This is a genomic window from Flavobacterium sp. S87F.05.LMB.W.Kidney.N (genome assembly GCF_004366435.1).
In the GTDB taxonomy this organism is placed as follows: Bacteria; Bacteroidota; Bacteroidia; order Flavobacteriales; family Flavobacteriaceae; genus Flavobacterium.
Map to the genome: position 1 here is coordinate 534,534 of NZ_SODX01000002.1, position 23,253 is coordinate 557,786.

Consider the following 23,253-nt stretch of genomic DNA (forward strand, 5'->3'; position numbering starts at 1 on the left):
TAATGGAACAAGAATACTCACAAAATTCGCCTTACGATTCACCATGGTCAGTATCGCAGCGAATTAAAATGATAGTTTGGGAATATGTTTGGTTATTATTTTGTGTCTGGACTCCAAAACCGGCTAATGCCTGGAGATTATTTTGGCTCAAATTATTTGGCTGTAAAATTTACGGAAAACCATTTGTGCACCAAAGAGCGAGAATTCAAATTCCGTGGAATCTAATTCTTCACGATCATGCTTGTCTGGGAGATCGTGCCAACGCCTACACGCTTGGCATTGTAGAAATATTTGAGCACGCCACAGTAGGGCAGGAAGTGTATTTGTGTACTGGAACCCACGCCTTTGATAATCCGTCAATGAATTTGATTACCAAAAAAATAACAATTCATAAAGGAGTTTTTATAGGAGCGCGAGCACTTATAATGCCAGGCGTAACAGTTGGCGAAAATGCAATTATAGGTGCAGGAAGTTTAGTAACCAAAAATGTCGAGAAAAATACTATCGTAGCAGGAAATCCTGCCAAATTAATAAAATCTAGAAGCTTTGAATAAAATTCCAATTTCCGTAATCGTTTCTGTTAAGAACGAAGCTCAAAATTTACCCTCATGTCTGGGTAAATTAAAGCGATTTTCTCAAGTAATTGTAGTAGATTCAGGTAGCACCGATGATACTATAGATATAGCAAAAGCTATGGGAGCCGAAGTATTGCAATTTCAATGGAATGGTAAATTCCCAAAAAAAAGAAATTGGGCACTTCAAAATGCAAACCTTCTCAACGAATGGATTTTGTTTTTAGATGCTGACGAATTTGTAACCGACGAATTTGTGAACGAAGTAGAAACTAAAACCCAAGATCCTGCTTATAATGGTTTTACCATTCAATTTGAAAACTATTTTATGGGCAGAAAACTGAGATATGGTTATGGATTTAAAAAATCGGCACTTTTTAAAAAATCAAAAGGAGCCTACGAAAAAATCGATGAAGATTTATGGAGCCATTTGGATATGGAAGTGCATGAACATCCTATTATAGAAGGCAAAGTTGGTATTATTGATGCTAAAGTTATCCATAAAGATTTTAAAAATCTAGAACATTACATTGACAAACACAATGCTTACTCGACTTGGGAAGCACAAAGGTATTTACAGCTTAAACAATCTAAGAACACTCTTTTATCCTTAAATCAAAAAATTAAATACGGACTTTTAAATACAGGACTACTGCCTGCTGTTTATTTTTTTGGTGCTTACTTTTTAAAATTAGGTTTTTTAGACGGGAAAGAAGGGTTTTATCTGGCACGTTTTAAGTCACATTACTTTTTTCAAATTCAGACAAAAATTGATTTAATCAAAAATAAATAGAATATATGAAAAGAATACTGATAACTGGAGGAGCTGGATTTGTAGGTTCACATTTATGTAAAAGATTATTGAATGAAGGAAACGAAGTAATTTGCTTGGACAATTATTTTACTGGAGCAAAATCTAACATTATTGAGCTATTGGATAATCCGTATTTTGAAATGGTGCGACATGATATTACAGAACCGTATTATGCTGAGGTTGATGAAATTTACAATCTTGCCTGTCCTGCATCTCCTGTACATTACCAATACAATCCCATTAAAACCATAAAAACGTCTGTAATGGGAGCAATTAATGTACTTGGATTAGCGAAACGCATTAATGCTAAAGTATTGCAGGCCAGTACAAGTGAAGTATATGGAGATCCGCTTGTGCATCCTCAAACCGAAAGTTATTGGGGACATGTCAACCCAATTGGGATTCGTTCCTGCTATGATGAAGGAAAACGTTGCGCCGAAACCTTATTTATGGATTATCACAATCAAAATAAAGTAGCCATTAAAATTATTCGAATTTTTAATACTTACGGCCCAAATATGAATCCGGCAGATGGCAGAGTGGTTTCCAATTTTATTGTACAAGCATTACAGGGAAAAGATATTACAATTTTTGGAGATGGACTGCAAACCCGCTCTTTTCAATATGTTGATGATTTAGTCGAAGGCATGATTAGAATGATGGGTTCTGCTCCTGAATTTTTAGGACCTGTAAATTTAGGGAACCCAAATGAGTTTACGATGCTGGAACTGGCTCAGGCAATTATTGACTTGACAGATTCTAAATCAAAAATAATTCATCTCGAACTTCCGCAAGACGATCCAAAACAAAGACAGCCGGATATTTCTCTGGCAAAAAATAAACTTAATAATTGGGAACCTAAAATCCAGCTTAGAGAAGGTTTGGTTTCTACAATTAACTATTTTGACAAGCTATTGTTAAATCAACAAACAGCTTCTTCTGTTTTTTACTAAAAACATAAATTATCGCTGCTAATTTCTTCCCTAAATTTCCTGATTAAGGACATAGATCGCTCATTTTTAAGACCTAAACTTCATTTTTTTGGGTTTTAACGAGGATTACGGTGCTTCGTCGAGAACTTTTTTTAGTAGTATTCTTTTGTTTTAGCTTTACCTTATAATTATGAAAGATTTTCACCTTAAAATATAATTATTATGAGAATTACCATAATCACAGTTTGTTACAATCGTAAAAATACAATCGAAAAAGCGATTAAAAGTGTATTGTCTCAAAATTATCATGATGTAGAATATATAATCGTTGATGGGAACTCTACAGACGGAACCAAGGAAATTATTTCCTCTTATAGTGATAAAATAACTCAGTTCATTTCTGAACCAGATAAAGGAATGTATGATGCCATAAATAAAGGACTTAAACTGGCAACAGGAGACGTTATTGGATTGATGCATTCTGATGATGAATTTTATGATAAAAAGGCTCTAACCAGAATTGCAGCTCGTTTTGAATATGAACCAAACATCGACGGCGTTTACGGCGATGGAGTTTATGTTTCGAATGATCTGCAGGAACGATTAATTAGAGACCGAATAGGAGGTGTTTTCAGTATTAAAAAAGTTAAAGAAGGCTGGCTGCCATTGCATCCTACTGTTTATCTAAAGAAAAGTATAATCGATAAACACGGTTTGTACAATCTGGATTTTAAAATTGCTTCAGATACAGAATTCTTACTTCGCTATTTGTACAAATATAAAATTAAGATGAGTTATATCGATTCTTATATCGTTAAGATGAGAATGGGAGGAATGAGCACTAGTTTTAAACGCGCTTTTGAAGTTTTACAAGAAGATTATAAGATTTATAAATTTCATGGTTTAGCAGCAATTGGAACTGTTTTTTTGAAGAAAACAATCGCTTTAAGGCAGTACATCGTTCATTAACATTGATCCATTTGTTTTAAAGAAGTGTAAGTCATCAGCAGAATTTTGATTCACGAAATTTAGATTAAGAATACTAATATATAATATGATTAACATGAAAAAGATTTCCTTTTCAATAATTTTATTGCTTTTAATGATGCTTCAGTCTTGTACGACCAAGAAACAAATGTTGTATTTGCAAGATTTAGATAAATATGCAAACACGACGATTAATTATACATCTCCTAAAATTCAGCCAAATGATATTTTAAAAATTGATGTTGGTGATCTAAATCCTTTAGTTGCTGCACCCTTTAATATTAATAACGGAACCAATAATTCGCAGACTTCTGTAGAAATGATGAGGTTATCAGGATATTTGGTTAATCCGCAAGGAACGATTATGATGCCTATTTTAAATGAAGTTAAGGTTGGCGGATTAACTCCAGCCAATGTCGAAGTCAAAATAAAAGAACGTCTCATCAGTGAGAATTATTTAGTAAATCCAACCGTTCAGGTAAGAGTCCTCAATAATAAATTTACCATTTTGGGAGAAGTAAATTCTCCAGGTGTTATAGCTTTTAGCGAAGAATCTATAAGCTTACTTGACGCAATCGGACTGGCAAAAGACTTGACTTATTCGGCAATTCGTACAGATATACAACTAATTAGAGAGTCAGAAGGAAAACGTTTGGTATATCATATTGACTTGACAACCGCTTCTTGGATGTCGAATCCAAATTTCAGAATCAGACAAAACGATGTTATTGTTGTAACGCCAAATAAACTAAAAGCAAATAGCGGTGGGGTAATCAAAGATCCATTACAATTAATCGGAATAGTTGCTTCTCTGGCAGCGCTGATTATAGTAATTGCAAAGTAAAATTTACAAGTAAAAAATAGAGTAATAGAATTGCTAATTAATTAAATGGTTATGGATTTTAAAAAAGAATTTTTAAAGTATTTTCAGTATTGGCCTTGGTTTTTACTTAGCTTAATTGTATTTGTAGGTGCTGCTTATATTTTCATAAAAATAACGCCGCCAACATACGAAACTTCGGCTACGGTCTTTATTGATAAAAAACAAGAAGACAAAACCAAAATAATTACCATCAGTACAGACAAAAAAAGTAGTGAGGATAATTTAGAAGACGAAATTAGACTGATGACTTCCAATGAGTTTTTGTTGGGTGTAGTAAAGAATTTGAATTTAAATTTCAGCTATTTTGAAAAAGCATACACTGTACAAAATAATTATATAAATGAAGTTCCTTTTGTTTTGATTCCAACAGTTTCTAGAGATTCACTGCCACAAGTTACCTATGAAATTAAAATAGACAAAGAAGGATTTACGGTAACAGATCCAGCTGCAGAAAAAAGTTTCAGAATTAAAGGATATCAAAGCAATGAACCAGTGTATGGACTGCCATTTAAAATTCAATTATCTGCAAAAGCAAAAAAGAATCCAGCCTATTATTTTGAGAATGATTATAAGGTAAAAATTGAACCGACAGATATAGCTTTAAAAAATCTGAAAGAAGCGCTTATTGTTTTATCTGACGAAAAAGCACAAGGAGTAATAGAATTACAACACACAGGTTCAAGTCCAGATCGTTCCAGAAAAATATTAAACGAGATGATAACGTTGCTGGATAAAAATATTGTCATCAACAAACAAAAAGTATTTAGTAATACGGTTTCTTATTTAAATCAAAGGATAAAAAATTTCACCAAAGAAAAAGATTCTATAGAAAGTGTAAAAGAAAAATACCTGCAAAATAATGATATCGGGGTAATGGACAATTACATCGTTGAAAAAACAGCCGATAGAAGCCAGACAAAAGAGAGCTCTATGCTCAACGAACGTCAAATAACACTTACCAATTTTGCGATTAACGATATTAAACAATCTGGCGTTGCACAAACTTTGGGTACAGGTTATAATTTAGATTCTCCAGCTGTTAATCAGATGCTTGTAAATTACAATGCAAAGCTAATGGACAGCCAGCTGATCTTAGAAAGAGCACAAAAAAATAATCCTGCGTATATTAGTTTAATGACCCAGTTAAAGGTTCAAAAACAAGAAATATTAAATACGCTGGAAGGGTATTTAAACTTTCTAATTCAAAATAGTAGAGCAAATAAATCAGAACAAAGTATTGCCGAAGCAAAAGTAAAAAGCATTCCTACAAAAGATAAAGTATTGGGTAATATCAATAGCAATCTTAATATGAAAGAAGAAACTTATGTGGCATTATTGCAAAAGAAAGAAGAAGCAGTTTTAAACGGCGCAATTTTAGAATCAAACCTAAAAACTTTAAATGCTCCTGAAACCAATTATTCGGCAATTTTTCCGCAGCCAAAAGCATTTATGTTAGGAGCTTTTATGTTTGGTTTACTTATTCCTTTCGGGTTCACATATCTTAGATTATTCTTAGATACCAAAATTCACAACGAAGAGGATATTCAAAAGGTAATTGCCGACATTCCAATTTTGGGACATATTCCTAAAATAAATACAAGCGAAAAACTGGATAACACTGCGACTTCTCGTTCGCTGATTGCAGAAGCATCACGAGCCTTAATGTCAAATATATCCTATCTGCTGCCCAGAAATAAGGAAAGTAAAGGAAATGTAATCCTGTTTACATCATCTATTCAGGGAGAAGGAAAATCGTTCTGTGCTTTTCATAATGCCATAACAATTAGTAATCTCAATAAAAAAGTACTGCTTATTGGAGTCGATTTAAGAAATCCTCAATTACACGATTATTTTAGTATTAATAGAAACGTATTAGGACTCTCTAATTTCTTAGCTAATAAAGCAGACGACTGGAAAGAATTTTTGCAGAAAGACAATAATTTTTCTACCAACTTAGACGTCTTGTTTGCAGGAGAAACACCGCCAAACCCCTCTCAATTAATAACCAATTCTAATTTTGATTCCTTGATTGAAGAAGCTAGAAAAATTTATGACTACATCATTCTAGATACGGCTCCTGTGCAAATAGTATCTGATACACTGAATTTTAGTCATTTGGCAGACGTAACAGTTTTTGTAGTAAAATACGATTATACAGATAAAAGCAATTTAGTCCAGGTAAGTAATTTTATTAAAAAAGAACAATTAAAAAATGTCGGAATTGTTATAAACGGCGTAAACATGAAAACGGCATACGGATACGGTTATGGCGTAAGCTACGGCTACCAGTATCAAGAAGCAAAAGTAAAGAAACCTTGGTATAAAAGAAGCCTTGCTGTAAAAGGCGCTTAAGCAATACAAAGCCATTTACTAAAATTAAATAATATAAAATGTTTCATAAAATAGTTCTATTGCTATTGCTCTTTGTTATTGGTGCCGTTTTTTATTTTTCGTGGCTGTCTGATCCTGGTTTTGGGGGAGAAACCTATCTGCCAAGATGGCTTTTGAACTGGAGTAACCATTATTATAATTTGCGTACTGCTGTTCCTTTTTTAGCTGTAGGTTTCTTGTTGGAAATCTATACGGAACAGAGTGAAAATAACAGCAAAAATTTGAATTTCATACAAAATATTGGCATCGCAACAATAATAGTATGTATAGCTGAGGGAGGACAGTTTTTGATCCAGAGAAGAAGCCCCGATTTGATGGATATTTTTTATGGAATCGTTGGAAGTTTAATAGGAGCATTGTGTTACAATTTATTGAAAAAGATAAGAAATGCGAAACAGACATAAATTTACTTTCATAATGTGCTGCGCCATTGTAGATATGATTGCGATGGTATTAGGGACTATGATATTTTTGAATTTTGCAACTGAAGAAAATATTGGTTGGAATGGATTATTTCTAAATAAAATGATTCCGATTACAATTTTAAGCTGGTTGTTTTCAGTTACTTATTTTCAATTGTATCGAGTAGACGTTCTTTTTAGTTTAGATGAATTTTTTAGAAACAGCTGGCGTGCTTTCTTTACACAAAGAATATTATGGCACAGTTATATTTTCATTTTTCAGGATGACGTTTTGTACTTCTTTGGAAGCAAGGCAAATTTAATACAGTTGAGTTTTTTACTGTCTTACTTTTTGTTTTCCAGAATTTTGTTTACAGTAGTTATCGGAAAAATAAAAGGCTGGGTTTTTAAGCAATATACAGTTGCAATATGGGGCTTTAATAAAACAAGTATCGAATTGGCTTCTCATTTAGAAAACAATTCATTCTTCATAAATTTTGTGGGTATTCTTAACGAAAATTCGTCTGTAGAATACACAAGTAATGAAGATTTTTCCTTGGCACTTTGCGACGCCATTCATAATGCATCTGAAAATAATATAAATGAATTGTACATAGTTACTAAACCTGATTTTATTTCAGATTTGAATTATTTCTTTGAGCTTGGTGACAAGCATTGTATGCGTTTGAAATTTGTACCCGATTTTTCATCAATTTCAAAAAAACACTTTAATTCAACTCATTTAAATAATTTTCATGTTATCAAGCCCCGTTTTGAGCCTTTACAAAATGCTTATAATAGATTAGCAAAAAGAATATTTGATCTAGCTTTCAGTATTTTGGTTATTGTTTTCATCTTGTCCTGGCTGTATCCTTTGTTAGCTTTTTTAATTAAAAAACAAAGTAAAGGACCAGTTTTATTCAAACAAATGCGAACGGGTAAAAAGAACCAGCATTTTTGGTGTTATAAATTCCGAAGCATGTATGTCAATATGGGAGACGAAACCCAGCAGGCACAAAAAGGAGACAGCAGAGTAACGCCAATAGGAAAATTTATCCGCCGTACCAGTTTAGACGAAATGCCGCAGTTCTTTAATGTTTTGATAGGAAATATGAGTGTCGTAGGGCCGCGCCCTCATATGATTAAGCACACATCTGACTATAATGACCATATCAATAATTTTATGGTACGTCATTTTGTTAAACCAGGAATTACAGGTCTGGCCCAAGTTTCGGGCCTTAGAGGCGAAACTAAAAAAGTATCAGATATGAAACGCCGTGTGACAACAGATATTGAATATGTACAGCGATGGAGTCTGATTAAGGATATTAAAATTTGCTTTCTAACAGTTATTGTAACCTTAAAAGGAGATAAAAATGCTTTTTAAAAATTATAAAATAAATAAACCAAAAAAATAAACTAATAAACTTAAATAGAAGAAATTATGGACATGACTAATTACCTTATTGGTTTACTCACAGGAGTTTCTGTGACAACCTTTTTTATTGGAAAAGAGTGGTATAAATATTATACTAAATACACGATCCAACAAAAGCAATTGGATCGAGTTTTGAAATTAAACGATAAAATTAAAAAACTGAAAAATTACAGTCCGTCTGAAACTCAAAACTTAAATGTTGGAGTCTAAAATTATTTTTCTGATTTAATTTTTACGAATGCTTGTTAATCATTTAAATCTAGATACTTATTATCAAGTGTAAATAAACGATGTCAAAAACTTAAATAATTTTATGATGAAGTTAATAATGAGCTCGATAAAATGTCGAGCTCATCCCTTTTGAAATTACCTCTACGCCTGTTACTTATTTTAAGTTCCTTTTATAGTCCTGACTATTGAGGAATATTTTTCCTTATATGATTCGTGTTCTTAATTCATATAAAAACTTTTAAATCTCCCTTATCTCCAAGATGTTATATATTCTGTTTTCTTTAATGGAAATACCCAATACATCTAACCTTCTTTATACAACTTTACAAAGCTCCCAAATCCTATTTGAGGCTTAATAGCATTGCGATTGAGCCATTTGCATACATGTTTTTGCTCGTATGTATTCTTCATTTTACAAGTCAGCTAAAAATGAACAGTACTTATTTTGTAAAAACTATATATGATTTTAATTAAAGTCCCGATATGAGAATATAAGGGATTTTCGTGTTTTATGTTGTTGAAGTATAATCTATTATAAATAAGGATAAAAATGCTAAATCTTGAGAGATGATTAAAAAAGAAAAAGTTTTAGTTCGCGATAATAAAGGTATTTTTTTAAAAATGTTCAAAAGAAAGTTCAAGAGTGAATTTGACTTTTCTGAAGATTCCTTCTTGTTGAAAAATGAAAATAAATCGGGAGGTTTTGATCATTCTGTCTTTGTAGTTTATGAATATTCTGAATTAGTAGATTTTTTCGAATTAGACGGAATAAATACAAATTCTATGGTTTGCTTATTTAGTAAACATCTCTATAACAGCTTATCTAGAATAGAAGAGATTAAAGATTTAATTTTAATAGATGCCTCAAAGTCAAAAACAGAAATTTTTGAAGATTTAAAAGTATGCTTTAAAAAGTCTTCATCGCTGCTTCCAAAATTATCTCAGAACAAATTTGTAAAATCAAAAATGCCCAAAAAGCAGCTCGAAGTATTGCAGAGAGCTTTATATTTTATGATGTAAGTAACTCGAAAATTTATTACGAATGCATAGCTCAGCTGGTTAGAGTCTCCCAACTTCAGTCGGGAACGGTCGGGGGTTCGAATCCTTCTGCGTTCGCAAATAGCCACTCCTTTGAGTGGCTTTTCTTTTTTTTTTAGAATTGACTGAAATTGAAAGCAATTTTTTAGAAGATTTATTAAAAGCTTTTTCAGAATAGAAAAGTATATTTGCAGCCTGCGATTTATTCCATTCTTCGCTTCGCAGCAATTATTCTAACAGCCTGATAATGTCACAAAATAAAAAATCTATTTATACGCTTCAATTCATTCTGCTTTGCATGAGCTCGCTTTTGTTCTCGTCAAGTTTTAATATGATAATTCCAGAACTTCCAAGTTATTTAAGCAGTCTAGGAGGAGCAGAATATAAAGGATTAATTATTTCATTATTTACTTTAACAGCAGCAATTTCGAGGCCTTTTAGCGGAAAACTAACCGATAAATGGGGACGCGTTCCTGTAATGGCTGTAGGATCTGTCGTTTGCTTGATCTGCGGATTTTTATATCCCATCTTAAGTTCAGTTTCTGGATTTTTACTTTTGCGTTTAGTTCATGGTTTTTCAACCGGATTTAAGCCTACTGCGACTTCTGCTTATGTAGCAGATATTATTCCGCAGGAGCGCTGGGGCGAAGCATTAGGTTTGCATGGTTTATGTTTTAGTATTGGCGGTGCTTTAGGACCTGCATTAGGCGGCTGGGTCGTAAATGCTTATGGAATTGATGTTATGTTTTATGGTTCGTCATTTCTTGCCTTTCTTTCAATTGTCATTGTAATGAACATGAAAGAAACTTTAGCAACAAAAGAAAAACTTCACAGATCTATGTTTTATATCGGTCGAAAAGATATTATAGATGTTGGGGCACTTCCTGCAGGAATCATCACTTTCTTTTCTTATACAGCCTATGGTTTAATTTTGACATTGATTCCAGATTGGAGCGAACATTTGGGAGCACAGAATAAAGGAATATTTTTTACAGCCTTTACAGTAGCATCTGTCTTGATAAGATTTGGAGCTGGAAAAGTTTCTGACAGACACGGAAGAACGAATGTCATATTAGCAGGACTAGTGGCAACTGCAATTGCATTATTTGTAATAAGCGAAGGCACTCATATAAATATGCTATTAGCAGGCGCAGCACTTTACGGAATGGGAACTGGAATTTTATCTCCAGCAATAAGTGCATGGACAATCGATTTAAGCAATCCAGAACACCGCGGCAAAGCAGTAGCCACAATGTATATTTCTATGGAAATAGGAATTGGGTTTGGTGCATTGTTAGGAGGAAGCTACTATAGCGATCATATAATGCGAATACCGCAGATTTTCAAAATAGACATCCTAATAATACTAACGGGACTCTTGTATCTTTTGTATTGGAAAAGCAGAAATACTAATAAAAAAATGTTGAAATAAGCAATTTTTAAATTCAGTAAAAATAACGTACATTAGTGTAAAAGCTTACAATAAAGCTCCAACTTTAAATCATAAAAATGTACTTTAAATACCTATTGACTTGTTTCATATTGTTTACAATCACATCCAACTCACAAATTGTAGAAGAGAAAAAAAATTTCCGCGCCGCAGATTCACTGTTAAAAGAACATAGCTTTTCTGTTCATAAGGATAATTATTTTTTAACCGGTATACCGTTGAGCGAACCCATTACACGAAATTCTGCAGATGTAAAGTATCAAGTTAGTTTTAAACTTCGACTAAACTCAAAACCTTTATGGGGTGGATTTTTCCCTTATCTAATGTACACTCAAAAAGCATTTTGGGATATTTACGCAAGTTCAAAACCCTTTTCAGAAATTAATTTTAACCCTGGAGTTGCTATCGTTCGTCCGTTTTATTTAAAAGGCGGAAGATTAACGTATGGAACAATTTCGTTGGAACACGAATCAAACGGAAGAGATTCGATCTATTCAAGAACTTGGAATATGCTTGCCTTTTCATTAAAATCACAAGTCTCTCCAAGATGGACAGTTGGAATTAGAGGCTGGATTCCGCTAGTTGATAAAGAAGATAATCCTGGATTAACCAAATATGTCGGTTATGGTGAGGCAAGCGCAACTTATCAGATTCAGCCGGGAAGATGGAGCGCCGACGTTCTTTTTAGAAAAGGAAGCGGACTCATCAATTATGGTTCTCTGCAGACGCAGCTGAACTGGAAACCCTATAAAGACGAGAATTATTACATTACATTGCAATGGTTTGTGGGATATACAGAAAGTTTAATAGATTATCAGGAACATAAAAGCATGCTCCGTTTAGGCTTTACAATCAAACCAGAAAATATGGGAATTTTTTAGATCAAAAATCTCATTTTTTAGTAGCATTCCAAAAAAAAAATAATTTCGAGACAAAATAAAAAAATAGTTTTAATTTAATTCAGCTTCTATTTTTTTAAGCTGATCAAAACATCTGAAATGTATTTCTGCACCTTCTATATATTGTTCAGGAGTCATTCCGTATAAGTTTAGGTTTGCTAAATCGTCTAGGGTAAGAGATTTATTTCTGAGCAGATCATTAGTAAAATCCATTTGGTATTCTTCTTTTGTGTTGTGTATATCCTGGTTGATCATAATTTTATTTTTAATAAGATTCGATTAGAAATCTTTTTAAGAAGTTATAAGTTTAATTTTTTCAATTGCCTCTTTATTTTCTGCAGCTACTTCTACCAATGCAAGCAAAATGTCATTTCTTAATATTGCTTTATTTCTTACATTTCTAATCAAAGCTTTACTTGGAGGAGTTTTTCCTTTTTTAAGCAGGCAAGCGATAGTTAAGTCGACATAGGTAACTGGTAAATGCTTGTCAATAAATTCGTAAGCTTTTATGTTGTGAGAATTATCTTCTTTAAAATTGCTGTTTTTGATTAATTTTGACATATATTTGCTATTAATAACTTAATCTTTTATAATTTATGTAAATGTAAGAAAAATATTATATTTTAAATAAGTTTTTATGTTAAAAAAAGTATTTTGAGTACATTTTATATTGAATTTAAATAATGATGTATAACGAAAAATTAAGCAAATTCTTTAAAGCTAAAGGATTAAAGCAAAAAGAGGTTGGCGAAATTTTAGGATTTAGCCCAGTAATGATTGGAAGATATTTACATGGTACTGCTAATATTGGATCTGAATTCCTTATTAGTTTAAGTAAAAACTTCCCAGATGTAGATTTGAATGATCTTTTTGCTCCAGAAAAAGAGCAAAATATGGTTAATGAAGACAGGGCGGTTTACGAAAAACATGATATTCTTAATGATTTAGAAGAAATAGAAGATCGTATCCATACCATTAGATTGCGCCTGGCAGAAAAAAAGTTTGAGGAATAGTTTTAAAAAATAATTTTCCGAAAATATCTAACAAAATAACCTGAAAAAGAATTATTGAAACCACTCTAATAGAGTGGTTTTTTTATTTTACAAAGTTTATAGTTAAATAAATGTGTTATAGTAGATTAAGTTTTTTTTTATTAAATTTGATAGACAATTTCTAGCCAGAATACACATGGAAAAATTAAAACGACCGGTTTATGTCAAACCCGGAACTGATGATTTTTTTAAAAAGATGCGTTTAGAAGTGAATGAAACCGTCTTAAAGAATTCATCTTTATACGTATTAAATGTTGTAAAATCTCTAGGACTTCTAGTTGTTTTCTTTCTATTTTACAGCTGTATTTTACTTTTTGGTAACCAGACCTATTTGCTTTTTCTATTTTATATTTTGTCTGGAATTACTATGATTGTTTTATTTATAAATGCTTTTCATGATGCAGCGCATGGAGCATTGTTTAGAAAACCGAAACATAACGAATGGTTTTTATATGTTTTAGAACTCTTCGGCAGTAATCACTGGCTCTGGATGCGCCGTCATATCAGCCTGCATCATGCATATCCAAATGTTCCAGATTGGGATGTAGATATCAAACAAAGCGATATAATTAGAATATTTCCAAACAGTCCATTACTTAATTATCATAAATATCAGCATATTTATATGTGGTTTATATATCCGCTTTATAGTCTCAACTGGATTTATATACGAGATTTTAAAGACTTTTTTGGTACCAAAGATAATTACGTAAAAAAAGTAGTCGAAAAGATTCCGAGACCAGAAATCTATCGCTTATTTGCGGCCAAGATTATTAATATTGCTTATTTGCTTTTCCTGCCAATGATACTTTTAAAACAGCCTTGGTATATGGTTCTTTTTGCCTGGCTGTCTATGCACATGTGCGGCAGTGCGCTTGGGGTAGTAGCCTTGGTTTCGACTCATGTCGATGAAGATGCTCATTTTCCGAATACAGATGAAGAAGGCAATCTTTCTGATACTTGGGCAGTACATCAAATGATAGTTACCAAAGATTTTAGCACCAATAGTAAACTAGCCAATTTTTTATACGGCGGATTTACACATCACGTTGCCCATCATCTTTTTCCAGGTGTTGGGCATACTTATTATCCATACATTACCCCAATAATAAGACGTTACGCAGAAGAATACAACCTGCCTTATACTTCGTATCCTTTTTATCACGCCGTGCGTTCCCATTTCAGAATGCTCAAAAATAAAGGAGTAAAAGAAAATATTTTAATGACAGGGGAGATTTGATTAAAAATTAAAAATTAAAAATTAAAAATTAAAAATTAAAATAGGCATTAAACACCAACCATTAACAATTAACCATTAACCATTAACAATTTACCATCAACCATCAACCATTAACAATTACCCCTCAACTTCTACATTTTCTTTTTTAACGTTCAAATCTTTCAAAAAGTTATCTTTAATTTCGATTTCAAAATCATCTTCTTTAAAAATAGTTAGCTTAGATTTTTCAAACTTGTAAACATTTATCTTGTTATTTTTTACGTCGATAAAAAGATCATACGAATAGGTACTGCAGTCGTGTTGTTTACATCCCCAGGCATGCAGGATATTTTCCTGTTTTTCAAAAGGCGTTTCTGTATTCCAATATTTTACCATTTGCTCATAATCAGCTCCTAATAGTTTTTTCAGCCTTGGAGCCAGACTGCTTTTAGTTAAAAACTGAGTTCCAATAACGCTTTTATCAACCAAATCATTTAAAGTATCGGATGGATTAATTACGGCCGAATCTGATTGTAAGGCATGTGTTATTATAGAGGTTGAATCTGTTGTAGGAAGACTTTTAACCGTTTCTTTTTTACATGAAATCAATATAAAACTACTTAATAAAACTAGAGAAAAGTATTTGGCTTTGCAATTCATAATAATTGATTTTAGAATTAATAATTTAAATTATAAAGTCATAATAATCTAATATTCATAAAGATATTAAAATAAAGTCTGTTTTGAAAGAGATTTAAAACCATGTAAATTATAAAACATATTATTTTAGTGTAAAGATCAAATTATAAAGGAAGCAGTTTTAAGTTTTTTTGATTAACTTCAATTTTTTAAAATTATAAAGCAATGAATTGTTTTTCAAAACTTTTATGCGTTTTCCTTTTTGGTACCGCATCTTTACAAGCACAAAACGAAGCCTACACAGATATTTCTGAATCACAAATTTCAGATACAACATTCGTAAATCTAAGAGATTACAGCAATGATTTTATCTACGACATGAAATACGCAACCGAAGATAATTTTCTAAAAGCAAAAGTATATGATTGTGCCGAATGTATGCTGCGTTTAAAAACAGTCAAAGCTTTAATTGCGGCCAATACTGATTTTCTAAAAAAAGGCTATAGAATCAAATTATTTGATTGTTACAGACCTTTGGATATCCAAAAGAAAATGTGGGAGATTGTGTCGAATCCAGAATACGTTGCAGATCCAAAAAAAGGCTCCATCCATAATAGAGGAGGAGCCGTAGATATTTCTTTGGTAGATATAAATGGAAAAGAAGTCGATATGGGAACTTCTTTTGACTTTTTCGGAATTCAAGCGAGCCACAATTTCAAACAGCTTTCAAAAGAAATCCTTTCAAAAAGAGCTTATCTGAAAAAAGTTATGATTAAAAACGGCTTTAATTCTTTTGATTCAGAATGGTGGCATTATAATTTAAAAGCGGGTTTAAAAGATAAAGTTGCCAATCAAAAATGGAAATGTGATTAATTATTCGACACATCGAATGTTGTCCATAAAATAAGTATTTGGATGGAAAACTTTACCATTCATTTCAGATGTTAGTTCAGACTTTACAATGTAATCTTCAATGTTGGTTAAGTATTTAACTCGCATTAAGGTTACAGGAGATTTTTTTAGCTCTTCGTAATTGTCTTTCATAAAAAGAAAAATACCAGTATTTACACGATTGTCAAAACCCTTTTCGTCACGGATAAGAGTTCCGCAATTTTCTTGGTTAATGTGCATTAGCGAAACAATTTTTCCGTTTTGCAGCTGTAAAAATATTTTAGAATTTTTGTCAAAACAATTCGCTTTGATAAATTCTTTACTTTTTTGAATTAACTGCACATTTAAAGTCGGTAGTCCGTCTGTTTGAGCAAGCGAAAAAAAGATGTAATTAGAAGTTCCTCCAAAATTTTTCTCGTTTACTAAATATTCGTTGGTGATTTTATAAGAACCAATAGAATCGGTAACGTTGGTACTATATTCACATGGTTTTTGGGCAAAAGCGGTAAGGGTTAATAGAAAAATGGTTAAAGTAAATAGTTGTTTCATTGTTTAGATTATTTTGCTGCAAATTAAAACTATTTTGTTATCTTTTACATCGGTTGTAAAAAAACAATACAAATTCCCGCCATTTTTTATTTTCCATTTTTTTCTAATGTTTTCAACCGTTTCTGGAAAATTACGCGTTGTGATATTCGCCTGCTGATTCGCAAGTTCATTTTTCATTTCGTTTTTATTGTACGGAATCACTTTTTGGATTTCAAATCTTCTTCCTGGAAAATCAATTAAGTTCTCTGAACTGTACAAATGGGAATGTTTGTGAAGTTTGTTAATTTGAAAAACAGCACTTACTTCATCAAAACCGCCAGATTTCATAATAGCCGAATTGGGTTCGTAGAGATATTTCTGCGGAAAATCATAAATAGGAAAAGAAATTTCGCCTAAAACAAACTCAAAAGTTTCGGTTGTCTCTTTTAAAATATTCGCAGTCTTTAATTTTATTTCACCCGAATAATTTTTGTGAATTTCGAAAAGTAATTCTTTAACCTCATTTTCCAGCGCAATGACATGAATGTTTTTTACATTTTTCAATTCAGACAATCCAGCCGAAATATCCAGCAAAGGCGCAGTTTTAATTAAAATAGAATCTGCTTTTTCAAAATAAAAATCAAGTAATTCGGGAACATTTGGCAGGCAGTCTTTCAGCATAAAAACTTTGCCTTTTGCATCATTTCTTCGCGAAGGATCTATGTAAATCCAATCATATTTTTGATTGGATTTTTCTAATAAATGAATGGAATCGCCAGCATAAAAAGTACAGTTTTTAATCTCTAACTGATTGAAATTATGTTTTACAATTTCAGATAGATCCTCATTGATTTCGCAGTGCGTTACAGCTTTAAATTTTTTAGAAAAGTAATAATCATCAACCCCAAAACCGCCTGTAAGATCGATTAAAGTTTCACCAGAAATTAAATCAGCTTTGTAAGCAGCTGTTTTTTCTGAAGAAGTCTGTTCTACAGAAATTTTGCTTGGATAAATAATATTTGCAGCCGAAAACCAAGTCGGAAGTTTTTCTTTTGCTTTAGAACGCGCTTCGATTTGATTTAAAATTAAAATCCAGTCTGCTTCTGGAAATGGATTTTTCTGAAGGGCTAGTTTCGTTAAGTCTGCACCAGTATTTTGAATTATAAATTCCTGAATATCTGGATGCAAAATAGAAGTGTTCAAAGCTAAATTCTTTCGGTTAATACGGAGACAATTTTATTGTTAGGAAAAAATTCTTTTAAGATTACTTTAATCATTGTAAAAACAGGAACTGCGATGATCATACCAACAATTCCAAATGTAATACCGCTAATTAAAATAATTAAAAATATTTCTAACGGGTGCGAATTTACACTTTTTGACGAAATTATTGGCTGGCTGATATTATTGTCAATAGCCTGAACGACTAAAAAACCTATTATTACATAGATTGTAGTCGGCAGAATTTCCGATTGAAAATCTTGTCCGATCATGCTGATCATGGTTAAGATTCCAGCCAAAGTAGTTCCTATAATCGGTCCCAAATATGGAATTATATTTAATATCGCACACAAAAAAGCAATTACAAATGCATTTTTATTTCCGAATATGAGTAATACAATAAGGTAAAGAATAAATACCACTATTAATTGCAAGAGTAAACCAATAAAATAGCGGGTCAATAGATGATTTATTTTGGTGATTGAGTTTATAATCTTGTCTTCATTTGAATCTGGAAGTATTCTTCTCGCTTGATCTTTAAAAACGGTTTGATCTTTAATAAAAAAGAAAGTAATAAAAAACACTGATACCAATCCCATTCCCATATTGGCCATGAAATTAAGTATTGAATTAAGAAATCCTGTAAAATAGCTGAAATCCAATACGGAAGTAAGTTTAGAATCTTTTATAACTTTATTTAAATCAATATGCTGGATATTAAAATATTCCTCAAGATGTCTTTCTGTTTCCATAAATTTTGTCTGAAGATGCGCTGTATCTAAAAGCGCTAAGTTGTTGGCCTGAGAAATAATTAACGGAACAAACAATAATATGAAGCCTGCAATTAAAAAGACGAAAAGAATGATCGTTGTTGTAGCCGCTAAAGAATTGCTGAATTTTAATTTATTCTTTAAAAATAAAACCAACGGATTTGAAATTAAGCATAATAGTAATGAAATGCATAAGTATACAATTACTGTTTGAATTGAATATAAAAAGTATAAAATTATACCAATTATTAAGATTGTTGCTAAAGCTCTTAAAATTCCGTTTGAAATAGTTTTTGAGGTGATCATGTTTTCATTTTAGACTATAAATATAGGAAAAAGCATTTTAAAATTTGAGTTTAAATAAAAAAAGCGGGATGTATTACATCCCGCTTTGCCATATAATTTTTTGCTGATTATTGTGCAAATGAAGCTCTAGCACCTCCAGTTGTGAATATTGCAGCTATTCTGTTTTTTTGTCCAGTTGAGAACATATACATTGCAGCATCATCAACATAATCCATGTAGTTCATAGTCATTTCTACAGGATTTCCTGAACAAGTACTATAATGAGGATAAGCAGGAACGCCATAGTTTTCTGCGTTATGAGTAGGAGTATCGGCAACAAGGTCGCTTCCGCAAGTTGCATCTCCCCAGATATGACGTAAGTTCATCCAGTGTCCAACTTCGTGAGTAGCAGTTCTTCCTAAGTTAAATGGAGCATTTGCAGAACCAGATAATCCAAAGTAACGTGGGTCAATAACAACCCCATCTGTAGATGAAGATCCGCCAGGAAATTGTGCGTAACCTAAAATACCGCCTCCAATGTTACAAGTCCAAATGTTTAATTTAGTTGTTGGAGAAGTAGGAGCAAGTCCGCCTTGAGCTGTTTTTTTCATGGCATCATTTGTACCCCAAGAAGTTTTGGTAGTAGATTTTCTAATGATCTGATCTAAAACAAACGTAATTCCGATATTAGCTTTAACTCCAGAGAATAAAGCAGGTACATTATTAAAATCAGAGTTTAATGCATTAAAATCTTTGTTTAAAACATCAATCTGCGATTGAATTTGTGCATCTGAAATATTTTGTGCAGCAGTTTTATACAGAACGTTTACTACAACTGGAATTTCGATTTTGCCATTTACTAAACGGCCTGTAAAATTGGTAAGAGAATGTTTTGCAGTAAATGCTTCAATCTCATTCATTCTAATAGCTAATGAAGGATCAGCTTTTAATTGTGCTTCTAAAACGTCTTGTGTAGCGCATCCTCGGCGAGAAGCTGCTACTGCATCTGGACTATTAGAATCAGATTGTTCATTTTGACAAGCAAAGAGCATTAATGCTGCAAATGTGGTAATAATAACTTTTTTCATAATAATTTGGGTTTTTGTTATAAAAATGTTGATTAGTTAAACATTGCAGCAATTTTATAACAAAAATAAATTACAGAAAAATTTTATAAAGAATATTTTGTGGGAATTTTTGCAGTGCCTTACAAACACTGGTTCTTACAAAAAATCAATTAAAAATATTAGTAAGATTTTACTTTATTTTTATTTTTTTTGATGCATTTCGTCGTAAAAATTTGTACGTTAAACGATTATTTTGATAAATCAAATTGTTGAAAATCAAAATAATGGTTCAAAATACAAGCAGAATTGATTAATTATTTACACGTAAGCTCGTAAAGTGCAATACTCGCAGCCTGAACCACATTCATACTGCTGTTTTTTCCAAACATATTAATATGGACAATTTGGTGTGAAAGCTTTAAAAGTTCGTCTGAGATTCCATTGATTTCGCTTCCTATCAAAAGAGCGATTTTTTTGTTTTCTGGAATAACGACTTCTTTTAAGGGTTTACTAGTTAAGGCAATTTCTAATGCAATAATTTCAAAATCATTATCGATCAGAAAAGATTGAAGGTCGGTAAAATCTTCAATCACAAAATGAGGTACATGAAGATGAGTACTTCTAGAAGTTTTATTGATTTTACGAGGTGTCAGCGGAATATCTTTTCCAAAAAAGATAATATTTTCTACTCCAAAAGCTTCAGAAATTCTGAATAAAGAACCAATATTCTGTTGAAAGTAAATATGATCACAAACTAAAGTGATGGGAAATGTTTTTCTTTCAAATTGATTTTCTTCGTGAGTAAGCTGCATTTTTTTAGTGAAAAGTGAATGGTAAATAGTGATTAGTGGATAGTGACTAGTAATTTGTGAATAGTATAATTCTGGTATGGCGTTTTTTTGTTTTTGTTTTTGATGAACTGCTAATTACTACAGACTAGTCACTAATTAGTAAATATATAATTAATGATGTTTGCACCCATTTTCAAGGCTTTGTCTCTAACATTTGCAGGATCATTATGAACTTCAGCATCTTCCCAGCCATCGCCCAAATCGCATTCGTAGGTATAAAGTAAAACCAATTTATTTTCGATAAAAATACCAAACGCTTGCGGACGAGTTCCGTCATGTTCGTGAATTTTTGGTAATCCGTTTGGGAATGGAAATGGTTTTTGAAAAATAGGATGACTTGCAGGAATTTCAACTAAATTATTATTCGGAAATATTTTTTTGATCTCTTTTCTAATAAATTGATCCATTCCGTAATTATCATCAATATGCAAGAAACCGCCAGCTGTTAAGTAATTTCTAAGATTGGTAACATCAGAATCGCTGAAAACTACATTTCCGTGTCCTGTCATGTGCACAAAAGGATAAGAAAATAAATCAGGATTACTTGGCTCAACAGTCGAAGGTTTGCTTTTTATACGGGTATAAATATTAGCATTGCAAAAACTGATTAGATTAGGCAGTGATGTTGGATTGGCATACCAGTCGCCGCCTCCGCTGTATTTAAGCAAAGCAATTTCTTGTGAAAATGAAGAAACTGAAACCAATAAAAACAAAAGAAATATTTTTTTCATGTAATTTATATTATCAATCTGTCATTGCGAGGAACGAAGCGGCCTCACGAAGTAATACGACCTTTTGTACTTTGACAAAGCTTTGTAAATTTAATTTGAAAGTGCGATTACTTCGTTCCTCGCAATGACTAATTAAACTTAATTATTAGGAACTTCATTAAAAAAAACAACACTATGACAAGCCACAACTGCTGCCGTTTCTGTTCTTAAACGTGTATTTCCTAAAGTTACAGGCTTGTAATTATTTTCTAATGCCAATGCAATTTCTTTCTCAGAAAAGTCACCTTCTGGTCCAATTAAAATGGTTACATCTTCGCTTGGTTTTAAGACTTCTTTTAGTGATTTTTTATCGGTTTCTTCACAATGCGCAATCAGTTGAAGGCCTTTTTGCTGTTTTTTGATAAATTCCTTAAACGAAATTGCTTCATTTAATTTTGGCAGAAAAGTTTCGTTGCATTGTTTCATTGCCGAAAGAATAATTTTCTCGAAACGGTCTTTGTTAATCACTTTTCGCTCAGAACGATCGCAAAAAATTGGGGTAATTTCCTGAATTCCAATTTCAGTTGCTTTTTCAAGAAACCATTCAAAACGATCATTCATTTTAGTTGGCGCAACGGCTAAGTGTAAATGAAATTTAGGTTTTTCGGCATTCGTTATAGAAAGTACTTCAACGATGCATTTACTGTCTGAAGCCAATGTAATCTGGGTTTCAAACAATAATCCTGAACCATTTGTAACATGCAGAATATCTGAATCTTTTTTTCTAAGAACTTTTATAATATGACGGCTCTCTTCTTTATCAAAAGAAAAACTTTGAGTGCTTTCGTCTATATTCGGATTAAAAAATAACTGCATGATTTAAAATTGAATTCGTGCTTTTGAAACTACAGAAGAAGTTTCAAAACGATTTGATAAATATTTTTGATAACCTACAATTCCAATCATTGCAGCATTATCTGTTGTGTATTCGAATTTCGGAATAAAAGTTTTCCATCCGTATTTACTTTCTGTTTCTTTCAATGTGGTTCTAATGCCTGAATTGGCAGAAACACCGCCGCCAATGGCAATTTGCGTAATTCCGGTTTCTTTTACCGCCATTTTTATTTTATCCATCAAAATTTCGATAATTGTATGCTGAATCGAAGCACAAATATCATTTAGATTTTCTTCAATAAAATTGGGGTTGGCTTGTTTATTTTTTTGGATGAAATATAAAATAGCTGTTTTTAGTCCAGAGAAACTAAAATCTAAACCAGGAACTTTCGGTTTTGTAAAAGTAAACGCTTTCGGATTTCCTTCTTTGGCATATTTATCAATCAATGGTCCGCCGGGATAAGGAAGTCCTAAGATTTTTGCGCTCTTGTCAAATGCTTCACCTACAGCATCATCTGTTGTTTCTCCGATGATTTCCATGTCAAAAAAGCTGTTCACTTTTACAATCTGTGTATGTCCGCCGCTAATCGTTAAAGCTAAAAAAGGAAATTCTGGTTTATCATAACCTTCTTCATCAATAAAATGCGCTAAAATATGTGCATGCATGTGATTTACAGCAATTAACGGAATATCTAACGCCAATGATAAGGATTTACTAAAAGAAGTTCCAACTAATAAAGATCCCATTAAGCCTGGTCCTTGTGTAAATGCGATTGCGCTTAACTGTTCTTTTTGTACATTTGCTTTACGAAGTGCAGCATCTATAACTGGAACAATATTCTGCTGATGTGCTCGCGAAGCCAATTCAGGAACTACACCGCCGTATTGATTGTGAATTAATTGATTGGCAACAACATTTGACAATACTTTGTCGTTATGTAAAACCGCGGCAGCAGTATCATCGCATGAACTTTCGATGGCAAGAATAAAAACCTCTGGATTTTGCATATAAAGGCACAAATTTTGAATTATATTTGACAAATCAAATTATTATATTTCTTTGATTTAAGAAGTGACCAAAATTAAAGAA

The 23,253-nt window shown here is 32.2% G+C and carries 26 protein-coding genes and 1 tRNA gene; 16 read left to right on the forward strand and 11 right to left on the reverse strand.

Features of this window, described 5'->3' with window-relative positions:
• Positions 1–2 precede the first annotated feature (2 nt).
• From EDB96_RS08155 to EDB96_RS08215, 13 genes are all read left to right on the forward strand, one after another.
• Positions 3–554 (forward strand): DapH/DapD/GlmU-related protein, encoded by a 552-nt coding sequence (locus EDB96_RS08155; protein ID WP_134140103.1) that lies wholly within the window; start codon positions 3–5, stop codon positions 552–554.
• Positions 547–1,365, forward strand: a complete 819-nt coding sequence (locus EDB96_RS08160; RefSeq protein WP_134140105.1) for a glycosyltransferase family 2 protein — start codon at positions 547–549, stop codon at positions 1,363–1,365. The genes EDB96_RS08155 and EDB96_RS08160 overlap by 8 nt, the downstream gene beginning before the upstream one ends.
• A 5-nt stretch (positions 1,366–1,370) precedes the next feature.
• A complete protein-coding gene (locus tag EDB96_RS08165; protein WP_134140106.1) occupies positions 1,371–2,339 on the forward strand; it encodes a UDP-glucuronic acid decarboxylase family protein in 969 nt (322 codons plus the stop codon).
• 201 nt (positions 2,340–2,540) lie between these two features.
• Positions 2,541–3,287 (forward strand): glycosyltransferase family 2 protein, encoded by a 747-nt coding sequence (locus tag EDB96_RS08170; protein ID WP_134140107.1) that lies wholly within the window; start codon positions 2,541–2,543, stop codon positions 3,285–3,287.
• Between the two features lie 94 nt (positions 3,288–3,381).
• Positions 3,382–4,149 carry a polysaccharide biosynthesis/export family protein gene (locus EDB96_RS08175; protein WP_157848507.1) on the forward strand — a complete coding sequence of 256 codons (768 nt, stop codon included), beginning with the start codon at positions 3,382–3,384 and terminating at the stop codon, positions 4,147–4,149.
• Between the two features lie 51 nt (positions 4,150–4,200).
• A complete protein-coding gene (locus EDB96_RS08180; protein WP_166669279.1) occupies positions 4,201–6,540 on the forward strand; it encodes a GumC family protein in 2,340 nt (779 codons plus the stop codon).
• A 38-nt stretch (positions 6,541–6,578) separates the two neighbouring features.
• A complete protein-coding gene (locus tag EDB96_RS08185; RefSeq protein WP_134140110.1) occupies positions 6,579–6,983 on the forward strand; it encodes a VanZ family protein in 405 nt (134 codons plus the stop codon).
• Positions 6,967–8,367 (forward strand): exopolysaccharide biosynthesis polyprenyl glycosylphosphotransferase, encoded by a 1,401-nt coding sequence (locus EDB96_RS08190; RefSeq protein WP_134140111.1) that lies wholly within the window; start codon positions 6,967–6,969, stop codon positions 8,365–8,367. Before EDB96_RS08185 ends, EDB96_RS08190 begins: the two co-directional genes overlap by 17 nt.
• 57 nt (positions 8,368–8,424) lie before the next feature.
• Positions 8,425–8,628, forward strand: coding sequence for a hypothetical protein (locus tag EDB96_RS08195; RefSeq protein WP_128414957.1), 204 nt, complete (start codon positions 8,425–8,427; stop codon positions 8,626–8,628).
• 588 nt (positions 8,629–9,216) lie between these two features.
• Complete coding sequence (locus tag EDB96_RS08200) at positions 9,217–9,669, forward strand: hypothetical protein (RefSeq protein WP_057116516.1); 453 nt, start codon at positions 9,217–9,219, stop codon at positions 9,667–9,669.
• A 20-nt stretch (positions 9,670–9,689) separates the two neighbouring features.
• Positions 9,690–9,765, forward strand: a tRNA-OTHER gene (locus tag EDB96_RS08205).
• Positions 9,766–9,934: 169 nt separating this feature from the next.
• Positions 9,935–11,119, forward strand: a complete 1,185-nt coding sequence (locus EDB96_RS08210; RefSeq protein WP_134140113.1) for an MFS transporter — start codon at positions 9,935–9,937, stop codon at positions 11,117–11,119.
• 77 nt (positions 11,120–11,196) lie between these two features.
• On the forward strand, positions 11,197–12,018 hold the full coding sequence (locus tag EDB96_RS08215; protein WP_057116514.1) for a phospholipase A: 822 nt from the start codon (positions 11,197–11,199) through the stop codon (positions 12,016–12,018).
• A gap of 69 nt (positions 12,019–12,087) precedes the next feature.
• Here EDB96_RS08215 and EDB96_RS08220 read toward each other — a convergent pair whose 3' ends face one another.
• The gene (locus EDB96_RS08220; protein WP_134140114.1) at positions 12,088–12,291 is read right to left on the reverse strand and encodes a hypothetical protein; all 204 of its coding nucleotides are present in this window, start codon (positions 12,289–12,291) and stop codon (positions 12,088–12,090) included.
• Positions 12,292–12,327: 36 nt separating this feature from the next.
• Positions 12,328–12,597, reverse strand: coding sequence for a hypothetical protein (locus EDB96_RS08225; protein ID WP_134140115.1), 270 nt, complete (start codon positions 12,595–12,597; stop codon positions 12,328–12,330).
• 122 nt (positions 12,598–12,719) lie between these two features.
• On the opposite strand from EDB96_RS08225, the gene EDB96_RS08230 reads away from it, so the two are divergent.
• Positions 12,720–13,049, forward strand: coding sequence for a helix-turn-helix domain-containing protein (locus EDB96_RS08230; RefSeq protein WP_082586781.1), 330 nt, complete (start codon positions 12,720–12,722; stop codon positions 13,047–13,049).
• 175 nt (positions 13,050–13,224) lie between these two features.
• Complete coding sequence (locus tag EDB96_RS08235) at positions 13,225–14,328, forward strand: fatty acid desaturase family protein (protein ID WP_134140117.1); 1,104 nt, start codon at positions 13,225–13,227, stop codon at positions 14,326–14,328.
• A 117-nt stretch (positions 14,329–14,445) separates the two neighbouring features.
• Here EDB96_RS08235 and EDB96_RS08240 read toward each other — a convergent pair whose 3' ends face one another.
• Positions 14,446–14,967, reverse strand: a complete 522-nt coding sequence (locus EDB96_RS08240; RefSeq protein ID WP_134140119.1) for a hypothetical protein — start codon at positions 14,965–14,967, stop codon at positions 14,446–14,448.
• 204 nt (positions 14,968–15,171) lie between these two features.
• Between EDB96_RS08240 and EDB96_RS08245 the strand changes: the two genes are divergently transcribed.
• Positions 15,172–15,819, forward strand: coding sequence for a M15 family metallopeptidase (locus EDB96_RS08245; RefSeq protein WP_057116508.1), 648 nt, complete (start codon positions 15,172–15,174; stop codon positions 15,817–15,819).
• On the opposite strand, the gene EDB96_RS08250 is transcribed toward EDB96_RS08245, so the two are convergent.
• The 8 genes from EDB96_RS08250 to tsaD all read right to left on the reverse strand — a co-directional run bounded on the left by EDB96_RS08250 (position 15,820) and on the right by tsaD (position 23,171).
• Positions 15,820–16,386: a hypothetical protein gene (locus EDB96_RS08250; protein WP_057116506.1), complete on the reverse strand. Its 567-nt coding sequence runs from the start codon at positions 16,384–16,386 to the stop codon at positions 15,820–15,822. It lies immediately after the preceding gene.
• Positions 16,387–16,389: 3 nt separating this feature from the next.
• Positions 16,390–17,568, reverse strand: coding sequence for a THUMP-like domain-containing protein (locus EDB96_RS08255; protein WP_134140121.1), 1,179 nt, complete (start codon positions 17,566–17,568; stop codon positions 16,390–16,392).
• Positions 17,569–17,570: 2 nt separating this feature from the next.
• On the reverse strand, positions 17,571–18,662 hold the full coding sequence (locus EDB96_RS08260; RefSeq protein WP_134140123.1) for an AI-2E family transporter: 1,092 nt from the start codon (positions 18,660–18,662) through the stop codon (positions 17,571–17,573).
• 107 nt (positions 18,663–18,769) lie between these two features.
• Complete coding sequence (locus EDB96_RS08265) at positions 18,770–19,729, reverse strand: zinc metalloprotease (protein ID WP_134140125.1); 960 nt, start codon at positions 19,727–19,729, stop codon at positions 18,770–18,772.
• A gap of 293 nt (positions 19,730–20,022) precedes the next feature.
• On the reverse strand, positions 20,023–20,520 hold the full coding sequence (locus EDB96_RS08270; RefSeq protein ID WP_134140127.1) for a TrmH family RNA methyltransferase: 498 nt from the start codon (positions 20,518–20,520) through the stop codon (positions 20,023–20,025).
• A 131-nt stretch (positions 20,521–20,651) separates the two neighbouring features.
• A complete protein-coding gene (locus EDB96_RS08275) occupies positions 20,652–21,290 on the reverse strand; it encodes a DUF4159 domain-containing protein (RefSeq protein WP_134140128.1) in 639 nt (212 codons plus the stop codon).
• Between the two features lie 138 nt (positions 21,291–21,428).
• Complete coding sequence (locus EDB96_RS08280; protein WP_057116500.1) at positions 21,429–22,145, reverse strand: 16S rRNA (uracil(1498)-N(3))-methyltransferase; 717 nt, start codon at positions 22,143–22,145, stop codon at positions 21,429–21,431.
• A 3-nt stretch (positions 22,146–22,148) separates the two neighbouring features.
• Complete coding sequence (gene tsaD / locus EDB96_RS08285; RefSeq protein ID WP_057116499.1) at positions 22,149–23,171, reverse strand: tRNA (adenosine(37)-N6)-threonylcarbamoyltransferase complex transferase subunit TsaD; 1,023 nt, start codon at positions 23,169–23,171, stop codon at positions 22,149–22,151.
• Positions 23,172–23,253: the final 82 nt, after the last annotated feature.

Bases quoted from the DNA above. Each gene is read 5' to 3' on its own strand.
- EDB96_RS08250 (WP_057116506.1), bottom strand. From the start codon at position 16,386: ATGAAACAACTATTTACTTTAACCATTTTTCTATTAACCCTTACCGCT.
- EDB96_RS08200 (WP_057116516.1), top strand. From the start codon at position 9,217: ATGATTAAAAAAGAAAAAGTTTTAGTTCGCGATAATAAAGGTATTTTT.
- EDB96_RS08240 (WP_134140119.1), bottom strand. From the start codon at position 14,967: ATGAATTGCAAAGCCAAATACTTTTCTCTAGTTTTATTAAGTAGTTTT.
- EDB96_RS08235 (WP_134140117.1), top strand. From the start codon at position 13,225: ATGGAAAAATTAAAACGACCGGTTTATGTCAAACCCGGAACTGATGAT.
- EDB96_RS08190 (WP_134140111.1), top strand. From the start codon at position 6,967: ATGCGAAACAGACATAAATTTACTTTCATAATGTGCTGCGCCATTGTA.
- EDB96_RS08260 (WP_134140123.1), bottom strand. From the start codon at position 18,662: ATGATCACCTCAAAAACTATTTCAAACGGAATTTTAAGAGCTTTAGCA.
- EDB96_RS08225 (WP_134140115.1), bottom strand. From the start codon at position 12,597: ATGTCAAAATTAATCAAAAACAGCAATTTTAAAGAAGATAATTCTCAC.
- tsaD (WP_057116499.1), bottom strand. From the start codon at position 23,171: ATGCAAAATCCAGAGGTTTTTATTCTTGCCATCGAAAGTTCATGCGAT.
- EDB96_RS08230 (WP_082586781.1), top strand. From the start codon at position 12,720: ATGATGTATAACGAAAAATTAAGCAAATTCTTTAAAGCTAAAGGATTA.
- EDB96_RS08280 (WP_057116500.1), bottom strand. From the start codon at position 22,145: ATGCAGTTATTTTTTAATCCGAATATAGACGAAAGCACTCAAAGTTTT.
- EDB96_RS08265 (WP_134140125.1), bottom strand. From the start codon at position 19,729: ATGAAAAAAGTTATTATTACCACATTTGCAGCATTAATGCTCTTTGCT.
- EDB96_RS08175 (WP_157848507.1), top strand. From the start codon at position 3,382: ATGAAAAAGATTTCCTTTTCAATAATTTTATTGCTTTTAATGATGCTT.
- EDB96_RS08215 (WP_057116514.1), top strand. From the start codon at position 11,197: ATGTACTTTAAATACCTATTGACTTGTTTCATATTGTTTACAATCACA.
- EDB96_RS08245 (WP_057116508.1), top strand. From the start codon at position 15,172: ATGAATTGTTTTTCAAAACTTTTATGCGTTTTCCTTTTTGGTACCGCA.
- EDB96_RS08195 (WP_128414957.1), top strand. From the start codon at position 8,425: ATGGACATGACTAATTACCTTATTGGTTTACTCACAGGAGTTTCTGTG.
- EDB96_RS08180 (WP_166669279.1), top strand. From the start codon at position 4,201: ATGGATTTTAAAAAAGAATTTTTAAAGTATTTTCAGTATTGGCCTTGG.
- EDB96_RS08165 (WP_134140106.1), top strand. From the start codon at position 1,371: ATGAAAAGAATACTGATAACTGGAGGAGCTGGATTTGTAGGTTCACAT.
- EDB96_RS08210 (WP_134140113.1), top strand. From the start codon at position 9,935: ATGTCACAAAATAAAAAATCTATTTATACGCTTCAATTCATTCTGCTT.
- EDB96_RS08170 (WP_134140107.1), top strand. From the start codon at position 2,541: ATGAGAATTACCATAATCACAGTTTGTTACAATCGTAAAAATACAATC.
- EDB96_RS08220 (WP_134140114.1), bottom strand. From the start codon at position 12,291: ATGATCAACCAGGATATACACAACACAAAAGAAGAATACCAAATGGAT.
- EDB96_RS08185 (WP_134140110.1), top strand. From the start codon at position 6,579: ATGTTTCATAAAATAGTTCTATTGCTATTGCTCTTTGTTATTGGTGCC.
- EDB96_RS08270 (WP_134140127.1), bottom strand. From the start codon at position 20,520: ATGCAGCTTACTCACGAAGAAAATCAATTTGAAAGAAAAACATTTCCC.
- EDB96_RS08155 (WP_134140103.1), top strand. From the start codon at position 3: ATGGAACAAGAATACTCACAAAATTCGCCTTACGATTCACCATGGTCA.
- EDB96_RS08275 (WP_134140128.1), bottom strand. From the start codon at position 21,290: ATGAAAAAAATATTTCTTTTGTTTTTATTGGTTTCAGTTTCTTCATTT.